Genomic DNA, 25910 nt, shown 5'->3' with positions numbered 1-25910 from the left:
GAAATGAAAGCACGTGTGCATGTAATGTTGAAGAACGGCGTGTTGGACCCGCAGGGCGAGGCCGTGCGCCACGCGCTTGGTGCGATGGGATTTGCCGGTGTTCAGGGCGTGCGTCAGGGCAAAGTGATCGAGCTTGATCTGGCCGAGGGGACAACCGAGGCGGATGTGACAAGCATGTGCGAAAAGCTGCTCGCGAATACCGTGATCGAGAGCTACACGGTGGAGATGTCCTGATGCGCGCAGCAGTCATTGTATTCCCCGGGTCGAACTGTGACCGTGATCTGGCCGTCGCATTCGAACAGGCGGGCGCCGATGTTACCATGGTTTGGCACAAGGACAGTACCCTGCCTGATGGTATCGATATTGTCGGAATTCCGGGTGGCTTTTCTTATGGCGACTATCTGCGCTGCGGGGCAATTGCTGCTAATTCACCAATTTGTAAATCTGTTGCTGACCACGCGGCGCGTGGCGGCTATGTCATGGGGATCTGCAATGGGTTTCAAATTCTGACCGAGACGGGTTTGCTGCCCGGTGCGCTGCTGCGCAATGCAGGTCTTAAATATATCTGCAAGACGGTTGGCCTTAAGGTCGAGACTTCGGCGTCTGATTATACCAACGGCTATAACGCCGGTGATGTGATCGATATTCCGATCGCCCACCACGATGGCAACTACTTTGCTGACGCCGAAACAATTGCCCGTCTGAAAGGTGAGGATCGTATTGCCTTCACCTATACTGACAACCCGAACGGGGCGCAGGCCGATATTGCAGGCATCCTGTCCGATAACCGCCGCGTGCTGGGGATGATGCCGCACCCCGAGCGGGCGGCGGACGCGGGACATTGCGGCACCGACGGGGTGGCGCTCTTCCGCGCATTGGCGGGTGCGTTGACGACAGCCTGACTTGAGCATGCAGTGCTCTGTGATAGGGTATTCGCATGAGTGATGAACGTTCAGACGCTGACCTGCCATGGAAACCCGCCGCGATCAGCTGGCGGGTGCGCGTCGCGCTGTTTGTCATGCTGATCTTTGCGGTGGGCGTGATTTCGATCACGAACCGCCTACTTACTGACCGATTTACCGAAAGTACGCGAAACCGTGCCGAGCTTCGTATCGCACTCTATGGCGGTAACCTTCTGGCGGAGTTGCGACAAAACGCGATTGTGCCGCAACTATTGGCGCGTGACCCCACGCTGATTGCAGCGTTGGAGAGTGCGGATTACTCCCTCTCGACCCAGCGGTTGATTTCCTTTGTTGAAGAGATTGGTGCAGCCTCGCTGATGCTGCTGGACACGGATGGGCGCACAGTGGCCGCGACAGATCGCAACCGCCTTGGCGCCTCGCACCGTGCAGAGCCGTACTTCGTCGATGCGATCCGCTCCAACGCGACGATCTTTAGCACGATATTACAGGATACGGGCGGCTATAGCTTTTTCTACTCCCGTCGTATTCAGAACGGTGGCACGACTGTTGGTGTGATCGCTGTTGAAGTAGACCTCAAGAAATTTGAGCGCGCTTGGGCTGGCATCTCGGATGCCGTGATAGTGACCAGCAGCACTGGCGAGATCATCCTAGCAACCGAACCCCGATGGCGCGGCAAGACCGAAGAGGAGGCGCTGGCAAACCAGACGCCGCAGAGTGCGATTGAGCGTGCTATTCAAGCTACCGCGGACTGGACGGCACTTCCGCCGGATGCGTATTTACAAGGCGAGGCTGTTATGCGGCTGGATGCGCGGGTGAATTTCCGCGGCTGGCGCATGGTGAGTTATACAACATACGCCAGCGTTCGGGAGCGCGTGAACGGTGTGTTGGCCCTCGAAGTTATGGGCTTTGCGATTCTTCTGGCGCTAACCTTTTACTTTTTGAGCAGGCGGACAGCAGGGCGTGCGGCCATCTTCCAACGCGAGTCGGCAGAGCTTCGCGCATTGAACGCGGCCCTACAGCGTGAAATTGCCGAGCGAAAGCGCGTGCAAGAGACACTTGCCGTGGCCGAACAAACGCTGGAGCAGTCGAGCAAGCTGGCCGCTTTGGGCGAGATGTCGGCGGCGGTGAGCCACGAATTGAACCAGCCACTTGCGGCGATGAAGACCTATCTGGCGGGTGCGCGGCTTTTGCTGCGCCGCAACAGACCCGAGGAAGCGCTCAGTTCTTTCCAGCGGATTGATGACCTGATTGAGCGGATGGGCGCGATTACACGGCAGCTGAAATCCTATGCCCGTAAGGGCCAAGAGGTGTTTTCTCCCGTAAATATGGCAGATGCCTTGGCCTCGGCGCTCAGCATGATGGAGCCGCAGCTGCGCCAGCGTCAAGTCCAGATTGCCCGCATCCTGCCAGAGGATCCAGTTTACACTCTTGGGGACCGCATGCGGATCGAACAGGTTTTGGTCAACCTCTTGCGCAATGCTCTCGATGCCACCAAGTCTGAAAAGAACCCTAAAGTGGAGATCATTTTGAGCGCGGGGGAGACAGCAACTTTGACCGTGCGCGATAACGGTCCGGGTATTGAGGACTTGGATGCGCTCTTCGAGCCATTCTACACTACAAAACAGCCCGGTGACGGGGTGGGGCTTGGCCTTGCCATTTCATCGGGGATCGTGAGCGATCTGGGCGGGCGCCTGACGGCGCGTAATGGTCAGGGCGGCGGCGCGGTATTCGAAATGCAATTGCCAATACATGACGGCACAAAAGAAACACAGGCGGCGGAGTAAAACTATGGCACAGGCGATGAAAATTGCGATTGTCGATGATGAACAGGATATGCGTCAGTCGATCAGCCAGTGGCTGGCGCTGTCGGGGTATGACACCGAGACATTCGCCTGCGCCGAAGATGCGCTAAAGGTCCTTGGACCAGAGTATCCGGGTATCGTGATTTCCGATATCAAGATGCCTGGAATGGACGGAATGCAGTTTCTCAAAAAGCTGATGGGCTCGGATTCAGCTCTGCCTGTCATTATGATTACTGGCCATGGCGATGTGCCAATGGCGGTAGAAGCGATGCGTGTCGGCGCGTTCGATTTTCTGGAAAAGCCGTTTAACCCCGATCGCATGTCCGAACTAGCGAAAAAGGCCACCGCGACGCGCCGTCTGGTGATGGACAACCGATTGCTGCGCCGTGAACTGTCAGACGGTGGCCAGCTCATGAAAAAGCTGATCGGGCAAAGCCCTGTGATGGAGCGTTTGCGCGAGGACATTCTTGATCTGGGGCAGGCTGATGGCCACGTCCTGATTGATGGTGAGACTGGCACGGGCAAGACCTTGGTCGCACATGCGCTGCATGCCGTAGGGTCGCGTGCGGGTAAGAAATTTGTACTGGTGAGTGCCTCGGCCTATGAGGAAGACGCACTGTCCAAACGTCTTTTTGGCCCGATGCAGCCCGAGGATGCGCAACTGCCCGCGATTGAAGAGGCGCGCGGCGGGACGTTGGTGCTGGAGGATATCGAGGCTCTGTCAGAGACATTGCAGGCGCGGCTGTTGTCGGTGATCAACGAGCAGGGCACTCCTGCTGAGACGCGGATCGTTGCGATCTCGAACTTGCAGGAGGCGGGGCGCACGTCCGAGGATGTTCTGCGCTCTGATCTGTTCTACCGTTTGGCTGCCTTGCGGATCACTGTACCGCCGTTGCGGCAGCGCGGCGAAGATATCCTGACGCTGTTCACCCGTTTGAGCGATCAGTTTGCCGATGAATATGGATGCGAAGCGCCCCAAGTGACCGCACAAGAGGCCGCACAGCTGTTGCAAGCGCCGTGGCCCGGTAATGTGCGGCAACTCATCAACGTTGCGGAGCGCGCAGTGCTACAATCGCGGCGCGGCTCTGGCACAATCGCGTCGCTTTTGATGAGCGAGCATGACGAGATGCAGCCTGTGATGACGACCGAAGGCAAGCCGCTGAAGGAATACGTTGAAGCCTTCGAGCGCATGCTGATCGACAACACCATGCGTCGTCATAAAGGCTCTATTGCGAGTGTGATGGAGGAGTTGTGTCTGCCGCGCCGTACGCTGAACGAGAAGATGGCGAAGTACCAACTGTCGCGATCAGATTACCTTTAGGGTGATCGAGGCCTTTGGAATTGAAAAAGGGGCGCACCATGTGATGTGCCCCTTCTCTATGTCCGTCTTTGTGAAGACGTTTCAGCCTTTACCGAGGCGGTAAAGCTGTGTTGGCTCACCTGCGTCATCGGTGCGGCACATCCAGCGTTCTTGCAGGGTTGGGGCATCGACGATGTACTGGTTTACTTCGACAATTGGTAATGTGGTATTGAGTTGTGAGGCCTCGTCTTTTGTCTGTGCCTTAACAGCGATCACACATTTGCGATTTGCGCGCGCATCACGGCGTACATCAGGATCGGAATCGAATTCTGCCGGATCGCAAGCAGTCAAAGCCATAGTTGCCATGCAAAGGATCAGGGCAGGGCGCGTAAAATATCGCATATTGTCTCCTAAAGTACACCAATAGGCGCATAAACACCTTTATTGTTGCGGGCGACTGTATGCGCAAACGGGGTCGACAGCAATAACTTGTGCTGAAGTTTAAAGAGACAAATGCCAATTGAATTATCACCTTCATTCGATTTGCAGGGATTTGATGTGATTGCCCATTGTGTTTGGTCGCTGCGTGCTCTTATTTAGGAGTACGGGCCGCTTACGCGTTACACGCAATGGTTGTGGCCCAGATATGAGTTTCGCTGTTGCTGCAGGCATACGCCGACGTGCAACAGACCGATCGTGCCGGAAACGGCAATGCAGACGCTGCTGGATATTGAGGGTCAAGCGCCCGAGATGACACAGTTTTTAATGGATGCGCGGCATGCCTTGCTTAAGCAGGGTATGGGTCCCGCATCGGAGAAGAACCGCGATGACGCGCGCAAGAGCTGAATACAGTATCGGGAGCGGCCCTCAGGGCCAGCTCACCGCTGTGCCGTCACCAATCGCCCTGACAAGACACATATCGCACCGTTCGGCACCCCCCGGGAGGCCGCCACGTTCGCGCCTGTGCAAAAGAGTAAAATGCCTAAAAAGATGCTTATCGATGCCACCCACGCGGAAGAGACCCGCGTTGTTGTGGTTGATGGAAACAAAGTCGAAGAATTCGATTTCGAATCTGAAAACCGCCGCCAGCTAGCTGGTAACATATACCTTGCAAAAGTGACGCGCGTTGAGCCGTCGCTGCAGGCGGCCTTCGTGGACTATGGCGGGAATCGCCATGGCTTCCTCGCGTTCTCTGAAATTCACCCTGATTATTATCAGATCCCTGTCGCGGACCGTGAGGCGCTGCTGGCCGAGGAGCGTGCCTATGCCGAAGCGCAGGCCGCCAAGGATGACGAAGACGAGAAGCCAAAGCGCCGTTCTCGTTCGCGCAAACCCAAGGCCGAGGATGCCGTCACGGATGATGCAAAGACATCAACCGAGATTGAGGGCATGGAAACTGTCGATCTGGACGGGGACGACGAAGTTGAAGTCTCGGAAGATGAGGCTTCCTCACCAATGGAGCGGGTAAAAGAGACGCCCGTAGAGACACCGGAAGAGTCTGACGATTCTGATAGTGACGATGAGGAGGACGACAAAGCGTCGGCTTCCGAGAAAGACGACGACATTGAATCTGTTGCCGATGAGGACGACAGCGAAGATATCCGCCCCGTGCGCAAACCGCGTGCACGTCGTTACAAGATTCAGGAAGTTATCAAAGTCCGTCAAATCCTGCTGGTCCAGGTCGTCAAGGAAGAGCGCGGGAACAAGGGTGCTGCTCTCACGACATACCTCTCGCTGGCGGGTCGCTACTGCGTCCTGATGCCCAACACGGCGCGCGGTGGTGGTATCTCCCGCAAGATCACAAACGCACCGGACCGCAAGAAGCTCAAAGAGATCGCGCAAGAGATTGAAGTGCCACAGGGTGCGGGCCTCATCGTACGCACGGCGGGTGCCAAGCGCACAAAAGCCGAAATCAAGCGCGACTATGAGTACCTGCAACGCATGTGGGAGCAAATCCGCGAGCTGACCCTCAAGTCCATCGCACCTGCTAAGATCTACGAAGAAGGCGACTTAATCAAACGCTCGATCCGCGACCTTTATAACCGCGATATCGACGAGGTGTTTGTGGAAGGAGAGCGCGGCTACCGCATCGCAAAGGACTTCATGAAAATGATCATGCCGTCCCACGCGAAAAACGTAAAGCGCTATGAGGAAAACCTGCCGCTCTTTGCACGCTATCAGGTTGAGGCCTACTTGGCGGGAATGTTCAATCCAACGGTTCAGCTGCCCTCTGGCGGGTATATCGTAATCGACACGACCGAAGCTTTGGTCGCGGTTGACGTGAACTCCGGCCGTGCAACCAAAGAAGGTAGTATTGAGCAGACCGCGCTCAAAACTAACCTTGAAGCTGCCGCCGAAGTAGCACGCCAGCTGCGCTTGCGTGACCTTGCAGGCTTAATCGTCATCGACTTTATCGACATGGACGAGCGCCGCAACAACGCCTCCGTCGAGAAGCTGATCAAAGACAAGCTCAAGACAGATCGCGCGCGGATCCAAATTGGCCGCATCTCCGGATTTGGCCTGATGGAGATGTCGCGCCAGCGTTTGCGCCCCGGTATGATTGAGGCAACGACACAGCCTTGTCATGCCTGTCATGGCACGGGCCTTATCCGTTCGGACGATAACCTAGCTTTGTCGATCCTGCGCACGATTGAGGAAGAAGGCACGCGCCGCCGCTCCCGCGAAGTGTTGATCAAGGCCCCTGTGGGCATTGCCAACTTCCTGATGAACCAAAAGCGTGAGCATATCGCCAATATCGAAGTGCGGTATGGCTTGAGCGTACGGATCGAAGGGGACCCGCATCTGGTCAGCCCTGATTTCTCTATGGAGAAGTTCAAGACGGCGACACGTGTGGTTCAGCAATCATCGCACATCGTGTCGGTTGATACCTCTTTGATGGATAAGATCGACGAAGCTGACGCAGCCGAAGCGGAAGCTGCCGAAGCCGCAGCTCTGGCAGAGGACGAGGCCGCAACAAGCACGCCTGATACTGCTCAAACCACAGAGCAGGGTGAGGACGGGGAAGCCAAGCCCAAGCGCAAACGTCGTCGTCGTCGTCGCAGCCGTGGTGGCCGCTCCGAGCAGGACGAGAACCAGTCGTCAGACGAGAACCAGTCTGATGAAGACGGCGCGGGTGAAGGCAAAACAGATGTGGTTGCACAGGATGCTTCTGACGTTGACGCCTCAGTTGCCGAGGGTGAAGAGAAGAAACCGAAGCCTCGCAGCCGCTCACGGAGCCGTAAGCCCAAAGAGGCTGTGGCAGAGGCCGGTGCCTCTGTAGAGGCTGTTGCTGCGCCCGACGCGGAGACATCTGGCGAGCAAACTGCTACGCCGGAAGAGAAGCCGAAGCCCAAGCGCACACGTGCACCGCGCAAGCCAAAAGCAGCACCTGCTGCCGAGGCTGATGCGGTAGCAGAAACGCCTGCTGCGGAGCAAGCACCTGTAGCGGAAGAAAAGCCAAAGCCGAAGCGTACCCGCGCACCGCGCAAGCCAAAGGTAGTGCCCGTTGCCGAAGCTGAAGCAGTTGCTGCACCTGTTGCAGAAACAGCACCAGAGCCTGTTGCGACAGCAGCGCCAGCACCTGAACCTGTTGCAAAAGCCGAAGTCGTCCCGGAACCGGCTGTCGAAGCTGCTCCCAAGCTGGAGCCCGAGGTGGCAAAAGAAGAAGAGCCAGCTAAACCACGTCGCAAGGGGTGGTGGTCACTGGGCCGCTAATCTTTAAGTGATGAAACATAAAAAGGCAGGCCTTCGGGTCTGCCTTTTTGCTTTGGGTGTCCAAATTTCAACCCGATTTTTCGATCAGATAGATTTGTACATCACCGTCCTGCGTGCTCTCGATCAGCTTATGACCAGACTCCGCACAGAAATGCGGCACATCGATCACGGCGGCAGGATCATCGGCGCGCATGCGCAGCTGGTCACCCACGGTGATGGCCATCAGGCGTTTGCGCGCTTTTAGAACGGGAAGGGGGCAGAGCAGCCCTGTGGCATCAAGTTCATGTATCATACTGCGCGATGTAGGCCGCATGTTACACTCTGTCCACAACCTTGTGACACTGTGGCAGGTGACGCGGTGCAGCGATCGGTATAGCTGTAGCTCATGTTTGGAATCGAAATCATTGACGCAAGTCTACTGCCTGCCATGACCATCGCCTTGTTGGCGGGAATCGTGAGCTTTTTGTCGCCTTGTGTGTTGCCGATTGTGCCGCCCTATCTTGCCTATATGAGCGGGGTGAGCCTCAATGATATGGGGTCCGAGCGATCTGCACGCAGGCGTGCCATCATCGCGGCCTTGTTCTTTGTGATGGGCCTCAGCACGGTTTTTCTGATCCTCGGCTTCACTGCCTCGGCCTTTGGGGCATTTTTCTTGCAAAACCAGATCCTGTTCAGCCAGATTTCCGGGATTGTGGTAATCATCTTCGGCATCCACTTCCTTGGCATTTATCGCATTTCCTTCCTCGACCGTGAGGCGCGGATGGATGCGGGCGACAAAGGCGGCTCAAGCTTTGGCGCTTACGTGTTGGGGCTGGCCTTTGCTTTCGGTTGGACGCCCTGTATCGGGCCACAGCTGGGGGCGATCCTATCTCTGGCCGCCTCCGAGGCTTCGGTCACACGGGGCACGCTGCTTTTGGGCATCTACGCCTTGGGTTTGGGTATTCCTTTCCTGCTGGCGGCGATGTTTATGACTCGTGCAGTTGGCGTGATGAACAAGCTCAAAAAGCATATGACCTTGATTGAGCGCTGCATGGGTGTCCTTTTGCTAATCGTTGGTGTTGCCATGCTCACAGGGGCGTTTTCCACCTTCAGCTTCTGGCTGCTTGAGACCTTTCCAGCTTTGGGAAGCCTTGGTTAAGGCAAAAGCCTTACTTTGGCCGAAAAGCCGCGCTAGCATATGCCGAACCAAGATGAGGCCCGCAGCAGACCCATGGCAGCCCCCGCGCATATTCTGGACAAGCCCGTTACCAAGCGGGCCGTGTTCTATATTCCGGGCTACGATCCGATTCATCCGCGTCGATACCGTGAGCTGTATCGCACTGAATCTGCTAAACAGGCCGAGATTTCTGGCTATGGGATATCTCTGACGGGACGGCAGGGTGGCACACGCTATGGTTGGGATGTCAAAGGCTTGATAGACGGGGCGGATGTGGATGCTTCTGTGGATGTACTGGTCTGGTCCGACATTGTGCGCGAGAGCATGGATACCTCTATTCCCGCGACCTACTTGCAACTTGTGCGCACGGCTTGGGTCTACATCGGGTCTGGCGCACTATGGCGTTTAATGCGGCTGCGCAAAGGGCCAGTGTTGGCCGCGCTCTATCCTGTCTTTTTGCTTGTGCTTCAATTGGTGCTGGCAATCGTCGCAGGCCGTCTGGTTTCAGGGTCGCTTGACCTTCTTCCTTACGTTTTGGGGCCGAACTCTGCGCCTGCGTTGGAGGTGGTCAAACTGTTTGTGTGGGCGGCGACAGCGGTATGGGCCTTGCGGTGGTTCAAAAAGAAAGACGGCAAGTTTTTTGCCTATTACCTTATGCATGACTACGCCTTTGGCGCCGCAACACTGGGGGCGAACACGCCCGCGCTTGAGGCGCGGATGTCTGAGTTCGGCGATGCCATAGCGGAGGCCTTGGCCTCAGATGTGGATGAGGTTCTTGTTGTGGGCCATTCATCGGGTGCGCATCTTGGCATTTCTGTGCTGGCTGATCTGATCCGTGCGGGACGTGTGCCATCAGGTGGGCTTGCCTTGGCATTTTTGAGCTTGGGGCAGGTGGTGCCGATGGTGTCGTTTCTAAAAAATGCGCACCGGTTGCGCGCTGATCTGGCCTATCTGAGCGTGCAGGATGCGTTGACTTGGGTTGATGTGACAGCACCCGGTGACGGCTGTGCCTTTGCGCTTTGTGACCCTGTTGCGGTAAGCGGCGTGGCACCACCAGGCAAACGCTGGCCCTTGGTCTTTTCGGCAGCATTCACGCAATCGCTCAGCCCAGCACGGTGGAAGGCGCTGCGCTGGAGGTTCTTTCGCCTACATTTTCAATATATGTGCGCTTTCGATGCGCCGCGCGATTATGATTATTTCCAGATTACGGCAGGGCCGATGACCCTTGCCGCGCGTTACCGTGATCGCCCGCCTTCCAAATCGCGCATTGAGACGCCAGTGAACAAATTTACGAATATGGCACTATGAGACTGCCTCCCAAACCTGCTGCGCGCGCTGACAAAGTGTCGCTGTGGCAATACGGAAAGCTCTTTCGAGCGGATATTCTCTCGGCCCAACCTGCCAAGTTGTATCGCGCATGGATGGCAGAGTTCCGCACGCCATTTTTTCGCAGCTATCTGATTAACCAACCCGAGCTGATCAAGCGTGTCCTCAAAGAGCGGCCCGATGATTTTCCCAAATCCACGCGGGTGAACGAAGGGCTGCGCCCGCTCTTGGGTAATTCGGTTTTTGTGACCAATGGTGAGACGTGGAAGCGCCAGCGCCGTATCATTGATCCCGCCTTTGAAGGGGGCCGTCTGCGTGAGACATTTCCTGCCATGTGGGCCGCATCTGAGGCCGCTGCAGCGCGCCTTGGAACGATGACGGACCGCGAGATCGATATTGAGCCCGAGACCAGTCATGTCGCCGCCGATGTTATTTTTCGCACGCTGTTTTCGCTGCCCATTGAGCATCATCTGGCACAGGAAACTTTTGACGCGTTTCGTATTTATCAACGCAGTCAGCCGATCCTGAACCTTGCAGCATTGATACCGATGCCGCGTTGGATACCACGGCTCTTTGGCAGTGATACGCGCGCCAGTGCGGCACGCATACGCGGACTGATCCGACAGCTCACGCAAACGCGGGCGGACGAAATTGCGGCAGGAACAGCGCCTGACGATCTTGCCACCAAAATTATGACCACAGCAGACCCCGTGACGGGCGAGACGTTTAGCACCGAGGAGATGGTTGATCAGGTGGCAATCTTCTTCCTAGCGGGGCACGAGACCAGTGCGTCAACGTTGGCTTGGACGCTCTACCTAATGGCGCTTTATCCCGAGTGGCAGGAGAAGCTGGCGGTCGAGGCGCAGGTTTTGAACATGTGTGATTTCAGGGTGATGAGCAAGCTGCGGCTCAGTCGGGATGTGTTTCGAGAGACGCTTCGGCTTTATCCGCCTGTGCCGATGATGGTGCGCGAGGCGGCCTGTCCTGAGGTAATGCGGGAGCGCACTGTGCGCAAAAGATCGCAAATAGTGATAAGCCCATGGCATCTGCACCGTCACAACCGCCTTTGGGATAATCCTGACGGGTTTGATCCTGCGCGCTGGCATACCGAGAACGGCAAATCTTGTCAGCGTGAGGCGTTCATTCCATTTAGTGCAGGTGCGCGTGTGTGCCCCGGTGCAGGATTTGCAATGATAGAAGGGCCGCTGATCCTCAGCCGCATTTTGCGGGATTACCATGTGGATGTTGGGCCTGATCCGGTCCCTGTTGCCCATCTGACCGTGCGGGCAAAATACGGTATTCGCCTCACGTTCACCCGCCGCGAGCGCTAACAACGCCAAAGCGTCTGGTACTGATGCGATATAGGCTTTAGAACAGCATAAACGAAGATATCAGCACAAAAGGCACTATTCATGGCCCAAAAAGACGCACAACGTACCCGCATTGCAACTGCATCAGGCTTTATCGCGGCCCTTGACCAGTCGGGAGGATCGACACCAAAAGCTTTGGCGCAATACGGGGTAGAGCCTGCGGACTATTCTGGGGATGACGAGATGTACGCCGCCGTGCACGCCATGCGTAGTCGTATCATTCTAGCTGATGATTTTACTTCAGACAAAGTGCTTGGCGCGATCCTGTTCGAACGGACAATGGACAGCGATATTAACGGCAAGCCCACGGCCCAAGTACTCTGGGAAGATCGCGGTGTTGTGCCTTTCTTGAAGATTGACAAGGGGTTGGCCGATGAAGCGAATGGCGTGCAGATGCTTAAGCCAATGCCTGACCTTGACGCGCTCTTGGCTAAAGCTAGCGAGAAGGGCATCTTTGGAACCAAAGAGCGCTCCTTGATTTTGGAGGCGAATGCAAAAGGTATCGCTAGCGTCGTGGCCCAACAGTTCGAGATTGCCCGTCAGGTTGCTGCCGCTGGACTGGTCCCGATTGTCGAGCCGGAGGTGCACATCGAGAGTGCAACCAAAGCGGAGGCTGAGGACATGCTCGCCGTTGAAATTATGAGCAATTTGAATGCGTTGCCAGAGAATATTGATGTTATTCTCAAGCTTACAATCCCGAGCAAGGCTGGCCTATATGATGCAGCTGCCGATCACCCGCGGGTCTTGCGTGTTGTGGCATTGTCGGGCGGATATTCGACCGATGTGGCCTGCGATTTGCTGAGCCATAACCACAAGATGATCGCAAGCTTCAGCCGCGCGTTGGCAGAAGGATTGAATGTGAAGATGTCAGATGCGGAATTCAACGCGGCATTGGGGGCCAATATCAAGAAGATTTATGATGCTTCGGTAGCTTAAAGCGCTAACGGAATTTTCGAAAATTCAGATCGGTTTCTTTAAGGGAAGACGATTACAAGACAACGCGGCTCGTCTCTCGATTGCAAAAGATCACGAGCTGATCTGCGTTGTCCACAACATGAAAACCGCGCCGAAAGTCTTCATTATTCAATTCTTCTCTGCCGACATAGCGTCCGATACCACGGACACTTCGTCGGATTACGCCGCCTTTTGTAGAGGCACGCGAGCTGAATAAATCAAGTGTCCATATTTTTTCGAAAGCGGGGAGGGAGGATGAACCATACTCGGATTTTATTCCGCGCTTGGTAAACGTTCCTTTAACGATCTCAGAACATAAACGCGGATCGCCGATGCGAGTCCGCTGTCCATGCCGCGCCCTTCATCAATCTCTGAAACTAGCGCGTTGATTGGCATCTCTTTTTGCGCTGCAATGCTGCGCAACTCCGACCAGAACGGCGCTTCAAGCGAGATCGACGTGCGGTGCCCGTGTAACGTAACAGAGTGTTTCACGGGCCGCGCAGTCATGTCTCGCGCTTGTGGCCTTCGAGGTTGCGGGCAATCTGTTCCGCACGCGCCTTGAGCACTTCTTTTTGCGCTTTTGATTGTCCGAATTTTACCGTGTTCTGATCCGCTTGTGATTTACGGGCAGAGCGGTCGCGGTCTTTGCGGGCCTTGTTCAGGCTCAGGGGGTTGCTCATTTTGGTCCGATCATATTCTCCGGCCGCACAACGCGGTCGAATGTCTCATCATCGACAAAGCCGAGGGCGATTGCCTCTTCCTTGAGGGTCGTGCCGTTCTTATGTGCTGTTTTGGCTACTTTCGTCGCATTGTCATAGCCGATTTCGGGCGCCAGCGCCGTCACCAGCATCAGCGACTCGCGCATAAGTTTCTCGATGCGCACAGGGTCGGCCTTGAGATCGACAATCAGGTTGTCGGTAAAGGCAGAGGCCGCATCGCCCAAAAGCTGCATGGATTGCAGTACGTTATAAGCCATCATAGGCTTGTAGACGTTCAGTTCAAAATGCCCTTGTGAGCCTGCAAAGCCCACGGCGGCGTCGTTGCCAAATACATGAGCGCAAACTTGGGTGAGCGCTTCGCATTGGGTCGGGTTCACTTTGCCCGGCATGATGGACGAGCCGGGCTCGTTCTCGGGGAGGATCAATTCGCCCAAGCCGCAGCGCGGACCGGAGCCGAGCAGCCGGATATCGTTGGCGATTTTGAACAAACTGGCGGCGACTGTTTTCAGATGACCCGAGATTTCGACCATCGCATCATGGGCAGCCAGTGCTTCGAATTTGTTGGGCGCAGTAATGAAGGGCAGGCCCGAGATGCGGGCCATGTTGGCAGCGACAGTCTCGGACCAGCCAACCTTGGTATTCAGACCTGTGCCAACAGCGGTACCGCCTTGCGCCAGCTCATAGATACGGCCAAGGCCATCTTCGACGCGGCGGATCGCCATCGCGACCTGATGTGTGTAGCCCGAGAACTCCTGAGACAGCGTCAGCGGTGTCGCATCTTGTGTATGTGTTCGGCCAATCTTGATGATACCATCAAATTCCCCGACTTTTGTCTGCAAAGCAGCGTGCAATTTGCGCAGACCGGGCAGCAGCACGTCGTGGGCTGTGCGGGCGGTGGCGATGTGCATGGCCGTCGGGAATGTATCGTTTGAGGATTGCCCCATATTGCAGTGATCATTCGGGTGTACGGGGTCTTTTGATCCGATCACCCCGCCCATGATTTCAATCGCGCGGTTGGCGATGACTTCATTTGCGTTCATGTTGGACTGCGTACCAGATCCTGTCTGCCAGACCACCAGCGGGAAGTTATCGTCAAACTTTCCCTCGACCACTTCGGAGGCGGCTTGCACAATCGCTTTGCCGCGCGCCTCGTCCAACGAACCTTGGGCCATGTTGGCTTCGGCGCAGGCTTGTTTAATCACGCCAAGGGCACGTACGATGGCAATGGGCTGCTTCTCCCAACCGATAGGAAAGTTGATAATCGATCGTTGGGTCTGCGCACCCCAGTATTTATCCGCAGGCACTTCCAAAGGGCCAAAGCTGTCTGTCTCGGTACGGGTATTGGCCATCTTGGGCGCTCCTCGGATATTGCTAAGAATGTTTGATCAGGGGCGTTCTAGCGCCTGTGCGCAGCCTGCGCCAGTTCAAGACTTGCGAAAACTGTCCAGAGATACAATTTCGGCGGCCTTTACAGGTGCCTCTTCGACCTCGAGTTCGGATTCTTCTGTCTGGGAAAGAGGCTTTGCCACAGTATCGGGCTTGGCTTTTTTGTCTTCGTCTTTTTGCTCGAACCGCAGGCCAAACTCGACGGAAGGATCTACAAAGGTGCGGATCGCATCATAGGGGACATAAAGCGGCTCTGGCGCATCGCCGAAGTTGAGCGTTATGGAAAAGCCGTCCTCGGTCACGTCGAGCCCGTCATACCAGTGCTGCATGACCACGGTCATCTCGTCGGGGTAGCGGTCGGAGAGCCAGTCGGCCAGCTCCGCATCAGGATGCGATGTGTCGAAGGTAATGAAGAAATGATGCGCACCTGGCAGGCCGTTATCCTTCACGTCCAGCAGGACATTGCGGATCAGGCTGCGCATGGCGTCATGCATGAGGTTGCCATAGTCTATGGTGCGGCTCATGTCATATCCCTCAAATGTTGTTTCACAACAGGCATCATAAGCGATTCCAGTCGGGATAAAAGGGGCGACCTTACATGAGAGCAAGCCCGAGCGCGCAGATGCCGAGAGCGCCCATGCTTTTGACAAATCCGACCTTAAAATAAAGCATCAAAACAGCGGCAAGGAGCGTCAGCGCTGCAGCGGTTGGATTGAAGCTGCTCCAGTCCGGCCATGGCAGGGCGAGGGGGGATGCGATGCCCACACGACCAAACAAGACATGAACAGCAAACCATAGGGTCAGATTAGCCATAACCCCAACAACCGCTGCTGTGATTGCTTGCAGGGCGGCAGCAAGGCGGGGTTGTGCGCTGAGCCGTTCAAGATAGGGACCAGCGAGGAATATCCACAGAAAACACGGCGTGAACGTGACCCAAAGAGCAAGCAGACCCGCAGCGATGGCGCCACTCGGGCCAGTTTGGGAAAATCCCGCCATCAGGGCCACAAATTGCGTCACAAGGATCAACGGTCCAGGGGTGGTTTCGGCGAGGCCGAGGGCGTCGATCATCTGCTCGGTGGTGATCCAGCCCAGATCAGTCACAACCGTTTGGGTCATATAGCCGAGCACGGCATAAGCCCCGCCGAAGGTTACGATAGCAAGTTTTGAGAAGAAGAGGCCAAGTTGCAGCAAGAACGCATCATCCAACGCCCAGACGAGGGCCAAGGGCGCGGCCCAAAGCGTGCTCCATAGAACGAGGGTGCGCAGCGTCTGTGCTTCGATTTGGGGAGGCATCTCCGCATTCGCACTTGGCGGCGTCTGTGTGCGCCACATGCCCCACAGGCCAGCAGCGACGATGATTAGAGGAAATGGCACACCAAAGGCAAACAGACTCAAAAACGACAGCAGCGCCAGCACCCAACCCTGTCTGCCGATCAGCGCTTTTCCGGCGACTTTACGGAGTGCTTGGAACACCACCACCACAACAGTGGCTTTGATTCCGAGGAAGGTGGCCTGTACCAAGGGGAGCTGGCCGTAGCTGGCATAGAGCAACGCCAGTAAAGCAATCACAATTGCACCAGGGATCACGAACAGCAGCCCTGCGACCAGACCACCCGCCGTGCCGCGCAAGCGCCAGCCTGCGTAGGTGGCGAGTTGCATCGCCTCTGGTCCGGGCAGCAGCATGCATAGGCTTAGCGCACGCAGATAGGACTGCTCGGTGAGCCAATCGCGCAGTTCAACCAACTCGCGGTGCATCAGGGCGATTTGCGCGGCAGGTCCGCCAAAGGATAACAGGCCAATGCGGCCAAAGACGCGGATCATTTCCGGCCAGCTTGGCACGCTCATGATTTGCGCTCCGCAGGCCAGTCGTGGCCCTCATCTTGCCCGTCGCGTGCCCAACGGTACAGCGCATCGTACATCGACAGTCCCGCCTCAAGCTGCGCGTCATCCGAGCGGTATTGCCGCGACAGACCGACAGAGAGTGCCAGCAAACCTGCCGCTTGGGGGGCGAGGTCATGGGCGTTGGTGTCTGCGGCGCGGATCACTGTGGCAAGCTGCGCGAGCGCAGGGGTTTGCAGGCCAAACTCAGTGAGCATGGTGTCAAAGGTACAGTGATCTTCGCGGTGCGACCAGAAAACGCCCTCCATATCAAACGGTGTCGCGCCATAGCGCTCCGCCACACCTGCGACTTCGGTAGGCGAGACAAAGAGCACGCGTGCGTCGCGGTCCACAAAGCGGCGGATCAGCCATGGGCAGGCGATGCGGTCAATCTTGGGGCGGTGGCGGGTGACCCAGAGGGTTGCACCATCGACCAAAGGCGGAATTGCAGACGCAGTCACACGGGGCGCACCCGCATGATCGCGCCAGCCATAGTTGCCCCCTTGGAGATATTCAGCGTGGATGCCGTCACAGCGTAGACGTGCGGCCATCCCTTGGCTCAGCTTGATGCCTTTCTGGCAGGTAACTACACATGGACGCCCGGCGAGGCGCGTCTTTAAGCCGTTGAGATCTGTATGGGGGTGACGAAACGCGGCAGGGATCAGAAACGGATCATCGGCGAAATCGGTATCAATAGAGATGTCAACGATCAAGGGAGCGTCAGGCAACCCGATCAGGCGCAGCAATTGAGGGACAGTTATTTCGTTGGGGGCAGCCATGGCATGCATCCTTATCTTTGGAAAACATGCGAACATCTGGCTGGCGCCTCACGGGGCGTTCGCAGAAGAAACCCCATAAGCGATTAGTGACATGCTCTGTTCAGCAGGTCAACATGTGCGAGCGGCGAGGGGAGAAAGTGCAGGTTTCTGTTGCCAGGTACCTGCGAACCCCGCCTTAGGTCGCTAAACGTAAGGACTTAGGTTTCAATAGTCCCGGTTGCTTACGCAGCCATCGCCATTGGAGCACGATTGTCATTTGCAATTGTACATGTTTCGCCGATAACGGTGGCAGACAGCCGAAGTAAAGCTTACCCCTTTAGACGTTCGTCGATCCTGTTTCGACCCCATGATCCTCAAATGAAGGATATTTGGTGGAGTCGTCGGGTACCGCCCCCGAGTCCGAACCGTTTATTACGAGCGCGTTTATACTCATAGTCCCGAAGGACACCTTACAGATAGAAGCATGGCCGCTGCATTTCAAGGGGCTATAGGTTGATCGACAGTGCAATCACCGCAACCGCCAACTCAGATGCGAAGAAAATCCATTTCAGCCGTGTTGTTCCGTCAAGGAGAAGTGAGGTGATGCGGCCCAACGCACCGCCGCCCCAAATAAATCCGATCATTGCGAATGATGCTGGCGTCGATAAGAGCAGAGCACCGAGGCCTGCCATTACAAAAAGAGCTCCCGAGGCTGCGCGCACCTCGGACTTTCCCATGGTGGAGCCACCATCGCGTAGATCAACAGTCCGCATTGTGTAGTCGGGCATTAGCCAGCCAAAGAGGCCAAAACCGATGGTAAGCAGGGCCAGCGCCCAATTAATGAGTGTTAGAAATTCCATGTATGCTCCGAATCTTTTTGCCACGACCCAACAGATCAGGTCCGATCGCAAGATGAACGCGCGACATTGGCGAAAGGTTGCCGCGGCATATCGGTCACAGGGGTATGGAAAACCAGACTTTTGGATGAATTGAAGTACTTAACCTTTGACATCAACTCTCCCCACAGTTGATTTTCATCGCATTATAATAAATCCTTGGGGGATCCACACATTATGAAACTTTTTGCCTCTGCGTTGCTTTGCGCATCGCTTTTGTTTTCCGTTCCTGCCGCTGTTGAAGCCGGCCAACTGATCGCAAAGGTCGACGTGTCCGAGCAGGTCATGCGCGTCTACAAGAACGGTAAGCAAATCCACAAATGGCGTGTCTCAACGGCACGTAAGGGCAAATACACACCGCGTGGACAATGGCGCGGCAAGTTTTTGTCCAAGCACCATAAATCCAGCCTCTATAACAATGCACCGATGCCTTATTCGATCTTTTACAGCGGTAATTTTGCGATCCACGGCACCAACCAGACAAGCCGCCTTGGCCGTCCCGCCTCTGCGGGCTGCATCCGTCTGGACACGTCCAACGCGAAAAAGCTGTTTGCGATGACCCAACAGGTTGGCACGCGCAACCTCAAAGTGATTGTCCAGAACTGATCAACGCCGCGCGGCCTGCCATCTGCGCGGCGTTTGGCACCCCTTATGAGTTCGATTTTCTTTGAGGCTGTAGGGCATGTGTTTCGCAGGCCTGTACAGGTGATGTGCATCCTCGCACTGCCGATGACCCTCAATATTCTGGTAGAACTCTATGATACGCATAGATATGTGATGTCCGGTTTTGAGGGGTCAGGCTCCGCTGCTTTGCTGGTGGTGGTCGTAAATTTTATGACCGTCTCGCTGGTGGCTGTCGCGTGGCACCGCGTTATTCTGCTGGAAGAGCCGCAGGGCATTGTGCCGCTACTTGGCGACGATCTCTATCGCCGCTACTTTGCCCAGTGGTTTGTGATGGGGTTGGTCATATTCTTTATCTTGTTTATGATCACCGCCGCGATTGCAGGAATTGTCTGGCTGGCCAGCATTGCTTTGGGCCAAACCTATTCTTTTAATGTTGCATTAATGGGAGATGAGCTTTTTGGCGTCTCGTTCTACGTCACAGTGACGGTTTTGACGACGATATTTGCGTATTTCCTTTTCCGTTTTGGTGTGGTTCTGCCGCATCTCGCAACGGGCCATGAAAAAGTCGAGATGTGGAAGGGTTGGCGGCTTACGCAGCCCTTGGCGTGGCCGATCGCTGGTGCTGCCTTGATTGCGGGTGGTGCACAAATAGCGCTTACGTGGCTACCAAGCGATCTTTTGATGCGGATAATGGAGGAGCCGGATGGTTATCTGCCATCCAGTTTTGACTATCTTGATGCCTTTGTGATTTCTATCTCATACAGTTTGGTGAGTTTGTTCGGTGCCGCCATTCTGACGGAAATTTACACGAGGGTCGACATGCAGACCCTTGACGCAGATCAGAATTTTTCTTGAAATAGGCTGCGCCCGAGGGTCTGGGTTTCCTGCTCAAGCGCGGTGAGTCCGTCGCTGACAGCGGCGCCATTCTGCGCTTCGACAGCGCTTGCAATACGCTCGTGCAATGCCACGATCCGTGCACGGTCGCGGGCGGAGAATGTAATCATATTCATCAAGGGCTGCATCGCTTCGACCGCACCTGCGAGTTGGTAGGACAGCACAGGATTGTCTGCCCCGTCGACCAAGGCACGGTGAAAGGCGACGTCAGACGCACAAAAGGCCTCATCTGTCAGGCCTGGCTGGCTTTGTCGGTGGATTTCGGCACGCATGGCCGCGAGGTGATCAGCACTGCACCGCTGCGCAGTCAGGTCAGCACAAGACCGCTCCAGCGCAAACCGCGCCTCACAGGCGGTCTCGAAACTCACATCATTCATCGAGAGCAGCAGGGTGGAGGTTGTGATCTGTTGGGCATAAGCCTCCGGAAAGCTCAGACGGTTCACAAATGCCCCGCCTGTGGCCCCGCGCTGGGTGCGGATCAGCGACTGCGCGGCAAGGCGTTTGAGCGCCTCGCGCACCGTAGGGCGGGAGACTTCGAACTGCTCGGAAAGTTCCGCCTCGGAGGGCAGGCGTGCATCAACGATCAGGCGCCCTGCGATAATTTCGTCGCGAATGGCAGTAGCGATTTGTGCTGAAAGATCAGCGGTGCTTTTGGGATCAATTTTCATATGTCAGACAATTACCATTTGGCAAAACTTTAAATGTCTGACATTAATTTTGCAACGCCTGATCATGACCGGATTCGAGCTATGCCGCATCTTCTTCGCTCCACACTTTGGCTGGCTTTCTTTGGCCTGATCCTCGTGTCGTGGTGGATGATGGTTAGTATGAGCACGTCGATGGGGTTGGACGTGCTTGGCCGCCCGGATGCGTTGGGTGAGGCGATGCGCCGGATGAACCCGCGCATGGATATGAAGATGCCCATGGCCGAGTTCTGGCCGCTGGCGTTCATGTGGGCGGCGATGATGGCGGCGATGATGTTGCCGACATTGGTGCCGACATTGCGCGCCTATGAGGATTTGATGGCCAGCGCCAATGGCACGCGGGCAGGGTGGCTGGGCGTAATTTTTGGATATTTTATCGTCTGGGTCGGCTTTGCGATGATCTTGGCGGGTGTGCAATTGGCGCTGCTCTTTGGTGGCGTGATCGACATGCTTGGGATCGCGACTTCGCGATGGTTTGCGGTTGCATTGCTGCTGGTCGTGGGCTTGTTCCAATTCACCCGCGGCAAAGAGATTTGTCATGGCGTGTGTCACAGTCCATCAATGTACTTTCTCGGCCATTGGAAGACAGGATTTGCCGGCGGTTTGCGCATGGGTCTTGGCCTCGGGACATTCTGCGTTGGCTGCTGCTGGGGCTTTATGGCGCTGGGGTTTGCGGGCGGTGTGATGAACCTCGCATGGATGGGGCTGGCCACATTTTTCATGGTGCTGGAAAAGCTGCCGCAGATCGGACACTATATTGTAAAACCAATGGGAGTTGCCCTGATCCTCGGCGCATGTGTCGTGGCAGGTTGGCCCTTTATCTCGGGAGGATAATGCGATGGGTAACAGAGAGATGACGCCTGCGAACTGGGCGATCAAGGGAGAGCTGTTCTTGAACTGCTCGTGTGAGTTGTTCTGTCCCTGCGTCGTCAGCCTTGGCGCGCATCCACCCACGGAGGGGCACTGCCACGCGTGGATGGCGATTGCCATTGATGAGGGCAATTTTGAGGGCGAAGATCTGAGCGGTCTGAACGTAGGTCTGCTTGTGGATATTCCGGGTCGTATGGGTGAGGGGAACTGGCGTGTGGGTGCCTATGTGGACGAACGTGCCTCGGAGGCGGCTTACAACGGCTTGCTCCAGATTTTCTCGGGTGCTGCGGGCGGCACAACGGGTCTTTTCACCATGCTAGTGTCCGAGATCATCGGGGCAGAGCGGGCCCCCGTCGAGATCATCCGCGATGGCAAGAAACGCAGCATCAAGATTGGCCGCAAAATTTCGGGCGAGATCGAGATGATCGACGGTGCGCAGCCCGATCATCCCGTCATGATCTCCAACTCCAAATACTGGATGGGTCCTGACATTATCGCCGCCGTGGGCGTTAAGTCCAAAGTGCGCGACTATGGTCGCGTTTGGGATTTTGGCGGTAAGTCAGCCGAGATTTGCCCGATCGACTGGAAGGGTGCCGCGTGATCCAAAAGGAATATGTTTTGCAAATGGCACGCTACAATTCGTGGCAAAACAGCCAGTTGCGCGGCATCGTTCGTTCGATGGATCAAGTGGAGCTAACCAAGGATCGCGGTGCATTCTTTGGCTCGATCTTTGCCACGCTCAACCACATTCTGTGGGGAGACACCCTTTGGATGAGCCGTTGGTGTAGTGATGTGCCTGCGCCGATAGAGGGTGTCGTGCATACCGAGCTTACACCCACTATCGGCGCTTGGGATGCGGAACGGTTTCGTATGGACGGGCGCATTCGTATTTGGGCAGAGACGCTCTCGAATGTAGACCTGTTGGGCACTGAGGAGTGGTACTCCAAGGCGTCGGGTCAAAATATGCACAAATCCAAAGCGATTTGTATCGCCAGTTTGTTTAATCACCAGACCCATCATCGCGGTCAGGTCAGTCAGATGCTGTCACAGATGGGAATAACCCCGCCTGTGTCGGATCTTATATTCATGCCGGAGGACGCCTGATGGCGCTTATTTCACAAACGCGGCGTTTGCGCCGTACACCGTTCTCTGAGGGTGTCGAGGCGGCTGGGGTGACAGCCTACACGGTCTATAACCGCATGCTTTTGCCTACCATGTTCAAAAGCGTTGAGGAGGATTATCACCACCTGAAGAACGCTGTGCAGATTTGGGATGTGGCAGCCGAGCGGCAGGTGGAGTTGCGTGGCCCTGATGCGGCGCGCTTGATGCAGATGCTCACGCCGCGTGATCTGCGCGGCATGCTGCCCGGCCGCTGCTTCTATGTACCCATCGTGGATGAGACGGGTGGCATGCTCAATGATCCGGTTTGTGTGAAACTTGCCGAGGACCGATGGTGGATTTCTATCGCTGACAGCGATCTGTTGTTGTGGGTCAAGGGTATTGCAAACGGTTATCGTCTGGACGTGCTGATTGACGAGCCTGATATAAGCCCGCTGGCGATCCAAGGACCAAAGGCGGAGGATCTGATGGCCCATGTCTTTGGCGATGCAGTGCGTGATATCCGCTTTTTCCGCTTTGGTATGTTCGATTTTCAGGGTCGTTCTATGGCGATTGCGCGCTCGGGGTATTCCAAGCAAGGGGGATTCGAGATTTATGTCGACGGGACCGAAATGGGCATGCCTTTATGGAACGCGCTTATGGAAGCGGGCAAGGATATGGATGTGCGTGCAGGCTGTCCCAATGGGATTGAGCGGGTCGAGGGTGGTTTGCTCAGCTATGGCAATGACATGACTGATGATAACACGCCGCATGAATGCGGATTGGGCAGGTTCTGTGATACGCAAACTGCAATCGGTTGTATTGGCCGTGATGCGCTTTTGCGTGTCGCAAAGGAAGGACCTGTGCAACAGGTGCGTGCAATTGATATTGCGGGCGGCAAAGTGCCCGGGTGTGATCGTGTCTGGCCGCTGATGGCTGGCACCAAGCGCGTGGGGCAGGTTACTTCCGCTGCGTGGTCCCCGGATTTTAATACCAATGTCGCTATCGGCATGGTGCGGATGACCCATTGGGACGAAGGCATGGCATTGAGGGTTGAAACGCCTGACGGGCTGCGCGATGCAGTTGTGCGTGAGGCTTTCTGGGCCTGAGCGATTTGAAGGTACCGGATCGGGGCCGGTCCCGACCCCCCCCCCGTAGTTTTAGGGCCAAATGAAGAATAAATGAGCAATAGGGGAAATTCCCCAGAGGAGAGACAGATGTTTGATGCGCTGATTGTGACCAAAGATGACGAGGGTAAGACCTCTGCTGCGATTACCCAGATTTCCGAGGACCAGTTGCCGGATGGTGATGTGCTGGTGGCAGTGGAATATACGACGGTGAATTACAAAGACGGTCTGTGCATGAGCCCCGGTGGTGGTGGTTTGGTGCGGAATTACCCGCATGTGCCAGGCATTGATTTTGCAGGCACTGTCGAGGCATCGTCCGACCCGCGCTACAAGGCGGGTGACAAGGTAGTTTTGACCGGCTGGCGTGTTGGAGAAGCACACTGGGGCGGGTACGCGCAAAAGGCGCGGGTGAAGGCCGATTGGCTTGTGCCACTGCCAGCGGGGCTGGATGCGCGTCAGGCGATGGCCGTGGGCACGGCTGGCTTCACCTCTATGCTGTCAGTGATGGCGCTTGAGGATCACGGGATCAAATCCGGTCCCGTTTTGGTCACGGGCGCTGCGGGGGGTGTTGGCTCTGTTGCTGTCGCGATTTTGGCCAATCTCGGCTATGAAGTTGCTGGCGTGACAGGGCGTCCCGAAACAGCAGATTATCTAAAATCGCTGGGGGCCACGCAGATTGTCGCCCGCGAAGAGATCAACGAAACAGTCAAGCGTCCGCTGGAAGGCGAAACATGGGGTGGCTGTATTGATGCGGTTGGTGGTGCGATGCTGGCACGGGTCTTGGGCCAGATGCAATATGGCGCGTCAGTTGCTTCTGTCGGTCTGGCGGGAGGCGCGGGGTTACCTGCGACTGTCATTCCATTCTTGCTGCGCGGTGTGAACTTGTTAGGCATCGATTCCGTGATGCAGCCTTATGACAACCGCCTTCGCGCATGGGAGCGTGTTGCCAAGGATCTGCCCATGGACAAGCTGGAGGCCATGGTTGTGCCTGCGAAACTGTCTGATCTGCCAAAACTGACGGCGGATATCCTGAACGGTCAGGTCAAAGGGCGCGTCGTGGTTGATGTAAACGCCTGATCCTTGTTTTGAGATCCGTGTGAAAAGCCCCTAAGGTATAGCCTTAGGGGCTTTTTGCATTTGACGTGGGCGCAGTGCTGGATGATCGTGGTGCCATGAAACTTGATACAAAATTTGTACGCAGCCAGTTTCCCGCGTTTGCGGAACCTGTCTTGCAGGGGCAGGCGTTTTTCGAAAACGCTGGTGGATCATATACCTGTCGTGCTGTAGTGGACCGGCTCACCCGGTTTTACACCCAGCGTAAAGTGCAGCCCTATGCGCCCTATGCCGCCAGCACCTTGGGGGGAGCGGAGATGGACGAGGCGCGCACGCGCATGTCCGCGCTCCTTGGTGTTGACGCTGACGAGCTGTCGTTCGGGCCGTCCACGTCCCAGAATGTCTATGTGCTGGCCCAAGCCTTTGGCCAGATGATGGAAGCGGGCGAGGCAATCATCGTGACCAATCAGGACCATGAGGCCAACACCGGTCCGTGGCGCAGATTGGCGGAGCAGGGCATCGAAATCCGTGAGTGGCAGATAGATCCCGAGAGTGGGCATCTGGATCCTTCCGACCTTGAGGACCTGCTGGATGAGAAGGTGCGGCTGGTTTGTTTCCCCCACTGCTCAAATGTAGTGGGGGAAATCAATCCCGTGACGGAGATCACCGCCCTCGCTCATGCGGCGGGTGCATTTGTTTGCGTTGACGGCGTGTCCTATGCGCCGCACGGTTTTGTCGACGTGGGGGCCTTGGGGCCTGATATCTACATGTTCTCGGCCTATAAAACCTATGGTCCGCATCAGGGGTTGATGGTGGTACGTCGCGCGTTGGCAGAACTCCTGCCGAACCAAGGGCATTTCTTCAATGGGGGGACCCTTTACAAACGGTTTACTCCTGCTGGGCCAGATCATGCACAAGTTGCGGCCTGCGCGGGAATGGCTGACTATGTGGACGCGCTTTATGCCCATCACGGGGGCGGCACTGCGGATGCAACGGCGCGGGGCGTATTTGTGCATGACCTGATGCGCGATCATGAGACAGACCTTTTGCAACAACTTCTGGACGCGGTGAAATCGCGAAATTCGGTGCGGCTTATCGGTTCGGACAATGCACAGGGCCGTGCGCCGACTGTGGCACTAGCACTTAACCGTGCAGGCGAGGAGGTCGCGCGCGATCTGGCTGCCAAGGGTGTCATGGCGGGTGGTGGGGATTTCTATGCGGTGCGCGCCTTGAAAGCGATGGGCGTTGATCCTGAAGTGGGTGTTTTGCGCCTGAGTTTCACACATTACACGAGCCAAGCGGAAATAGATCAGCTTTTGACCGCGTTAGATGATGTTTTGTGAGGTATTTGCCTTGAT

28 protein-coding genes and 1 other RNA gene are annotated in these 25910 nt (G+C 56.1%); 18 read left to right on the top strand and 11 right to left on the bottom strand.

Annotated features, from left to right (window positions below; genetic code table 11):
* Window positions 1-3: 3 nt before the first annotated feature.
* From purS to Q0775_RS17030, 4 genes are read left to right on the top strand one after another with little or no spacing between them, the layout of a single operon-like run.
* Window positions 4-234: a phosphoribosylformylglycinamidine synthase subunit PurS gene (gene purS / locus Q0775_RS17045; protein WP_298863753.1), complete on the top strand. Its 231-nt coding sequence runs from the start codon at window positions 4-6 to the stop codon at window positions 232-234.
* A complete protein-coding gene (gene purQ, locus Q0775_RS17040; RefSeq protein WP_298863750.1) occupies window positions 234-902 on the top strand; it encodes a phosphoribosylformylglycinamidine synthase subunit PurQ in 669 nt (222 codons plus the stop codon). Before purS ends, purQ begins: the two co-directional genes overlap by 1 nt.
* Window positions 903-937: 35 nt before the next feature.
* Window positions 938-2707: an ATP-binding protein gene (locus Q0775_RS17035; protein ID WP_298863747.1), complete on the top strand. Its 1770-nt coding sequence runs from the start codon at window positions 938-940 to the stop codon at window positions 2705-2707.
* 4 nt (window positions 2708-2711) lie between these two features.
* Entirely contained in the window at window positions 2712-4046 is a 1335-nt protein-coding gene (locus Q0775_RS17030) for a sigma-54 dependent transcriptional regulator (RefSeq protein ID WP_298863744.1), read from the top strand.
* 81 nt (window positions 4047-4127) lie between these two features.
* Here Q0775_RS17030 and Q0775_RS17025 read toward each other — a convergent pair whose 3' ends face one another.
* On the bottom strand, window positions 4128-4427 hold the full coding sequence (locus tag Q0775_RS17025) for a hypothetical protein (protein ID WP_298863742.1): 300 nt from the start codon (window positions 4425-4427) through the stop codon (window positions 4128-4130).
* Window positions 4428-4736: 309 nt separating this feature from the next.
* Here Q0775_RS17025 and Q0775_RS17020 point away from each other — a divergent pair, with 309 nt between their 5' ends.
* Both Q0775_RS17020 and Q0775_RS17015 read left to right on the top strand, forming a co-directional pair.
* Window positions 4737-4871, top strand: coding sequence for a hypothetical protein (locus Q0775_RS17020; RefSeq protein WP_298863737.1), 135 nt, complete (start codon window positions 4737-4739; stop codon window positions 4869-4871).
* A gap of 132 nt (window positions 4872-5003) precedes the next feature.
* A complete protein-coding gene (locus Q0775_RS17015) occupies window positions 5004-7739 on the top strand; it encodes an Rne/Rng family ribonuclease (protein ID WP_298863734.1) in 2736 nt (911 codons plus the stop codon).
* Between the two features lie 67 nt (window positions 7740-7806).
* On the opposite strand, the gene Q0775_RS17010 is transcribed toward Q0775_RS17015, so the two are convergent.
* Window positions 7807-8052, bottom strand: a complete 246-nt coding sequence (locus Q0775_RS17010) for a sulfurtransferase TusA family protein (RefSeq protein ID WP_298863731.1) — start codon at window positions 8050-8052, stop codon at window positions 7807-7809.
* A gap of 72 nt (window positions 8053-8124) precedes the next feature.
* Between Q0775_RS17010 and Q0775_RS17005 the strand changes: the two genes are divergently transcribed.
* The 4 genes from Q0775_RS17005 (at window position 8125) to Q0775_RS16990 (ending at window position 12527) form a co-directional block, all read left to right on the top strand.
* Complete coding sequence (locus Q0775_RS17005) at window positions 8125-8877, top strand: cytochrome c biogenesis protein CcdA (RefSeq protein ID WP_298863729.1); 753 nt, start codon at window positions 8125-8127, stop codon at window positions 8875-8877.
* 72 nt (window positions 8878-8949) lie between these two features.
* On the top strand, window positions 8950-10203 hold the full coding sequence (locus tag Q0775_RS17000) for a hypothetical protein (protein ID WP_298863834.1): 1254 nt from the start codon (window positions 8950-8952) through the stop codon (window positions 10201-10203).
* Window positions 10200-11552 carry a cytochrome P450 gene (locus Q0775_RS16995; RefSeq protein ID WP_298863726.1) on the top strand — a complete coding sequence of 451 codons (1353 nt, stop codon included), beginning with the start codon at window positions 10200-10202 and terminating at the stop codon, window positions 11550-11552. Before Q0775_RS17000 ends, Q0775_RS16995 begins: the two co-directional genes overlap by 4 nt.
* A gap of 81 nt (window positions 11553-11633) precedes the next feature.
* Complete coding sequence (locus tag Q0775_RS16990; RefSeq protein WP_298863723.1) at window positions 11634-12527, top strand: fructose bisphosphate aldolase; 894 nt, start codon at window positions 11634-11636, stop codon at window positions 12525-12527.
* Window positions 12528-12818: 291 nt separating this feature from the next.
* On the opposite strand, the gene Q0775_RS16985 is transcribed toward Q0775_RS16990, so the two are convergent.
* The 8 genes from Q0775_RS16985 to Q0775_RS16950 all read right to left on the bottom strand — a co-directional run bounded on the left by Q0775_RS16985 (window position 12819) and on the right by Q0775_RS16950 (window position 18146).
* Window positions 12819-13052 carry a ribbon-helix-helix domain-containing protein gene (locus Q0775_RS16985; RefSeq protein WP_298863720.1) on the bottom strand — a complete coding sequence of 78 codons (234 nt, stop codon included), beginning with the start codon at window positions 13050-13052 and terminating at the stop codon, window positions 12819-12821.
* Window positions 13049-13225 carry a DUF4169 family protein gene (locus Q0775_RS16980; RefSeq protein WP_298863717.1) on the bottom strand — a complete coding sequence of 59 codons (177 nt, stop codon included), beginning with the start codon at window positions 13223-13225 and terminating at the stop codon, window positions 13049-13051. The genes Q0775_RS16985 and Q0775_RS16980 overlap by 4 nt, the downstream gene beginning before the upstream one ends.
* A complete protein-coding gene (gene fumC / locus Q0775_RS16975) occupies window positions 13222-14613 on the bottom strand; it encodes a class II fumarate hydratase (protein WP_298863714.1) in 1392 nt (463 codons plus the stop codon). The genes Q0775_RS16980 and fumC overlap by 4 nt, the downstream gene beginning before the upstream one ends.
* Before the next feature lie 75 nt (window positions 14614-14688).
* The gene (locus tag Q0775_RS16970; RefSeq protein WP_298863711.1) at window positions 14689-15174 is read right to left on the bottom strand and encodes a ClpXP protease specificity-enhancing factor SspB; all 486 of its coding nucleotides are present in this window, start codon (window positions 15172-15174) and stop codon (window positions 14689-14691) included.
* Between the two features lie 70 nt (window positions 15175-15244).
* Window positions 15245-16495, bottom strand: coding sequence for a chromate efflux transporter (chrA, locus tag Q0775_RS16965; RefSeq protein ID WP_298863708.1), 1251 nt, complete (start codon window positions 16493-16495; stop codon window positions 15245-15247).
* Entirely contained in the window at window positions 16492-17307 is an 816-nt protein-coding gene (locus Q0775_RS16960) for a sulfurtransferase/chromate resistance protein (RefSeq protein WP_298863705.1), read from the bottom strand. Before Q0775_RS16960 ends, chrA begins: the two co-directional genes overlap by 4 nt.
* Window positions 17308-17443: 136 nt before the next feature.
* Window positions 17444-17792, bottom strand: a transfer-messenger RNA (tmRNA) gene (gene ssrA / locus Q0775_RS16955).
* On the bottom strand, window positions 17793-18146 hold the full coding sequence (locus tag Q0775_RS16950) for a DUF4345 family protein (RefSeq protein WP_298863703.1): 354 nt from the start codon (window positions 18144-18146) through the stop codon (window positions 17793-17795).
* Window positions 18147-18359: 213 nt separating this feature from the next.
* Here Q0775_RS16950 and Q0775_RS16945 point away from each other — a divergent pair, with 213 nt between their 5' ends.
* Window positions 18360-18788: a L,D-transpeptidase gene (locus tag Q0775_RS16945; protein ID WP_298863701.1), complete on the top strand. Its 429-nt coding sequence runs from the start codon at window positions 18360-18362 to the stop codon at window positions 18786-18788.
* A 45-nt stretch (window positions 18789-18833) separates the two neighbouring features.
* Entirely contained in the window at window positions 18834-19661 is an 828-nt protein-coding gene (locus tag Q0775_RS16940) for a hypothetical protein (RefSeq protein WP_298863698.1), read from the top strand.
* On the opposite strand, the gene Q0775_RS16935 is transcribed toward Q0775_RS16940, so the two are convergent.
* Window positions 19646-20368, bottom strand: a complete 723-nt coding sequence (locus tag Q0775_RS16935; protein WP_298863696.1) for a GntR family transcriptional regulator — start codon at window positions 20366-20368, stop codon at window positions 19646-19648. The genes Q0775_RS16940 and Q0775_RS16935 overlap by 16 nt on opposite strands.
* A gap of 81 nt (window positions 20369-20449) precedes the next feature.
* Between Q0775_RS16935 and Q0775_RS16930 the strand changes: the two genes are divergently transcribed.
* The 6 genes from Q0775_RS16930 to Q0775_RS16905 all read left to right on the top strand — a co-directional run bounded on the left by Q0775_RS16930 (window position 20450) and on the right by Q0775_RS16905 (window position 25895).
* Window positions 20450-21238, top strand: coding sequence for a DUF2182 domain-containing protein (locus tag Q0775_RS16930; protein ID WP_298863693.1), 789 nt, complete (start codon window positions 20450-20452; stop codon window positions 21236-21238).
* A gap of 4 nt (window positions 21239-21242) precedes the next feature.
* Window positions 21243-21875, top strand: coding sequence for a DUF1326 domain-containing protein (locus tag Q0775_RS16925; RefSeq protein WP_298863690.1), 633 nt, complete (start codon window positions 21243-21245; stop codon window positions 21873-21875).
* Window positions 21876-21898: 23 nt separating this feature from the next.
* Window positions 21899-22378, top strand: coding sequence for a DinB family protein (locus Q0775_RS16920; RefSeq protein ID WP_298863687.1), 480 nt, complete (start codon window positions 21899-21901; stop codon window positions 22376-22378).
* Complete coding sequence (locus tag Q0775_RS16915; RefSeq protein ID WP_298863683.1) at window positions 22378-23481, top strand: dimethylsulfoniopropionate demethylase; 1104 nt, start codon at window positions 22378-22380, stop codon at window positions 23479-23481. Before Q0775_RS16920 ends, Q0775_RS16915 begins: the two co-directional genes overlap by 1 nt.
* 108 nt (window positions 23482-23589) lie before the next feature.
* Window positions 23590-24576, top strand: coding sequence for an acryloyl-CoA reductase (gene acuI, locus Q0775_RS16910; protein ID WP_298863681.1), 987 nt, complete (start codon window positions 23590-23592; stop codon window positions 24574-24576).
* Window positions 24577-24671: 95 nt separating this feature from the next.
* Window positions 24672-25895 carry an aminotransferase class V-fold PLP-dependent enzyme gene (locus tag Q0775_RS16905; protein ID WP_298863678.1) on the top strand — a complete coding sequence of 408 codons (1224 nt, stop codon included), beginning with the start codon at window positions 24672-24674 and terminating at the stop codon, window positions 25893-25895.
* Window positions 25896-25910 lie beyond the last annotated feature (15 nt).

The organism is uncultured Sulfitobacter sp. (assembly GCF_947499945.1).
Lineage (GTDB): Bacteria > Pseudomonadota > Alphaproteobacteria > Rhodobacterales > Rhodobacteraceae > Sulfitobacter.
This window is presented reverse-complemented; position numbering and strand designations above follow the sequence as displayed.

Coding starts and splice junctions, on each gene's coding strand:
- purS (WP_298863753.1), top strand. CDS start 4: ATGAAAGCACGTGTGCATGTAATGTTGAAGAACGGCGTGTTGGACCCG.
- purQ (WP_298863750.1), top strand. CDS start 234: ATGCGCGCAGCAGTCATTGTATTCCCCGGGTCGAACTGTGACCGTGAT.
- Q0775_RS17035 (WP_298863747.1), top strand. CDS start 938: ATGAGTGATGAACGTTCAGACGCTGACCTGCCATGGAAACCCGCCGCG.
- Q0775_RS17030 (WP_298863744.1), top strand. CDS start 2,712: ATGGCACAGGCGATGAAAATTGCGATTGTCGATGATGAACAGGATATG.
- Q0775_RS17025 (WP_298863742.1), bottom strand. CDS start 4,427: ATGCGATATTTTACGCGCCCTGCCCTGATCCTTTGCATGGCAACTATG.
- Q0775_RS17020 (WP_298863737.1), top strand. CDS start 4,737: ATGCAGACGCTGCTGGATATTGAGGGTCAAGCGCCCGAGATGACACAG.
- Q0775_RS17015 (WP_298863734.1), top strand. CDS start 5,004: ATGCCTAAAAAGATGCTTATCGATGCCACCCACGCGGAAGAGACCCGC.
- Q0775_RS17010 (WP_298863731.1), bottom strand. CDS start 8,052: ATGCGGCCTACATCGCGCAGTATGATACATGAACTTGATGCCACAGGG.
- Q0775_RS17005 (WP_298863729.1), top strand. CDS start 8,125: ATGTTTGGAATCGAAATCATTGACGCAAGTCTACTGCCTGCCATGACC.
- Q0775_RS17000 (WP_298863834.1), top strand. CDS start 8,950: ATGGCAGCCCCCGCGCATATTCTGGACAAGCCCGTTACCAAGCGGGCC.
- Q0775_RS16995 (WP_298863726.1), top strand. CDS start 10,200: ATGAGACTGCCTCCCAAACCTGCTGCGCGCGCTGACAAAGTGTCGCTG.
- Q0775_RS16990 (WP_298863723.1), top strand. CDS start 11,634: ATGGCCCAAAAAGACGCACAACGTACCCGCATTGCAACTGCATCAGGC.
- Q0775_RS16985 (WP_298863720.1), bottom strand. CDS start 13,052: ATGACTGCGCGGCCCGTGAAACACTCTGTTACGTTACACGGGCACCGC.
- Q0775_RS16980 (WP_298863717.1), bottom strand. CDS start 13,225: ATGAGCAACCCCCTGAGCCTGAACAAGGCCCGCAAAGACCGCGACCGC.
- fumC (WP_298863714.1), bottom strand. CDS start 14,613: ATGGCCAATACCCGTACCGAGACAGACAGCTTTGGCCCTTTGGAAGTG.
- Q0775_RS16970 (WP_298863711.1), bottom strand. CDS start 15,174: ATGAGCCGCACCATAGACTATGGCAACCTCATGCATGACGCCATGCGC.
- chrA (WP_298863708.1), bottom strand. CDS start 16,495: ATGAGCGTGCCAAGCTGGCCGGAAATGATCCGCGTCTTTGGCCGCATT.
- Q0775_RS16960 (WP_298863705.1), bottom strand. CDS start 17,307: ATGGCTGCCCCCAACGAAATAACTGTCCCTCAATTGCTGCGCCTGATC.
- Q0775_RS16950 (WP_298863703.1), bottom strand. CDS start 18,146: ATGGAATTTCTAACACTCATTAATTGGGCGCTGGCCCTGCTTACCATC.
- Q0775_RS16945 (WP_298863701.1), top strand. CDS start 18,360: ATGAAACTTTTTGCCTCTGCGTTGCTTTGCGCATCGCTTTTGTTTTCC.
- Q0775_RS16940 (WP_298863698.1), top strand. CDS start 18,834: ATGAGTTCGATTTTCTTTGAGGCTGTAGGGCATGTGTTTCGCAGGCCT.
- Q0775_RS16935 (WP_298863696.1), bottom strand. CDS start 20,368: ATGAAAATTGATCCCAAAAGCACCGCTGATCTTTCAGCACAAATCGCT.
- Q0775_RS16930 (WP_298863693.1), top strand. CDS start 20,450: ATGCCGCATCTTCTTCGCTCCACACTTTGGCTGGCTTTCTTTGGCCTG.
- Q0775_RS16925 (WP_298863690.1), top strand. CDS start 21,243: ATGGGTAACAGAGAGATGACGCCTGCGAACTGGGCGATCAAGGGAGAG.
- Q0775_RS16920 (WP_298863687.1), top strand. CDS start 21,899: ATGGCACGCTACAATTCGTGGCAAAACAGCCAGTTGCGCGGCATCGTT.
- Q0775_RS16915 (WP_298863683.1), top strand. CDS start 22,378: ATGGCGCTTATTTCACAAACGCGGCGTTTGCGCCGTACACCGTTCTCT.
- acuI (WP_298863681.1), top strand. CDS start 23,590: ATGTTTGATGCGCTGATTGTGACCAAAGATGACGAGGGTAAGACCTCT.
- Q0775_RS16905 (WP_298863678.1), top strand. CDS start 24,672: ATGAAACTTGATACAAAATTTGTACGCAGCCAGTTTCCCGCGTTTGCG.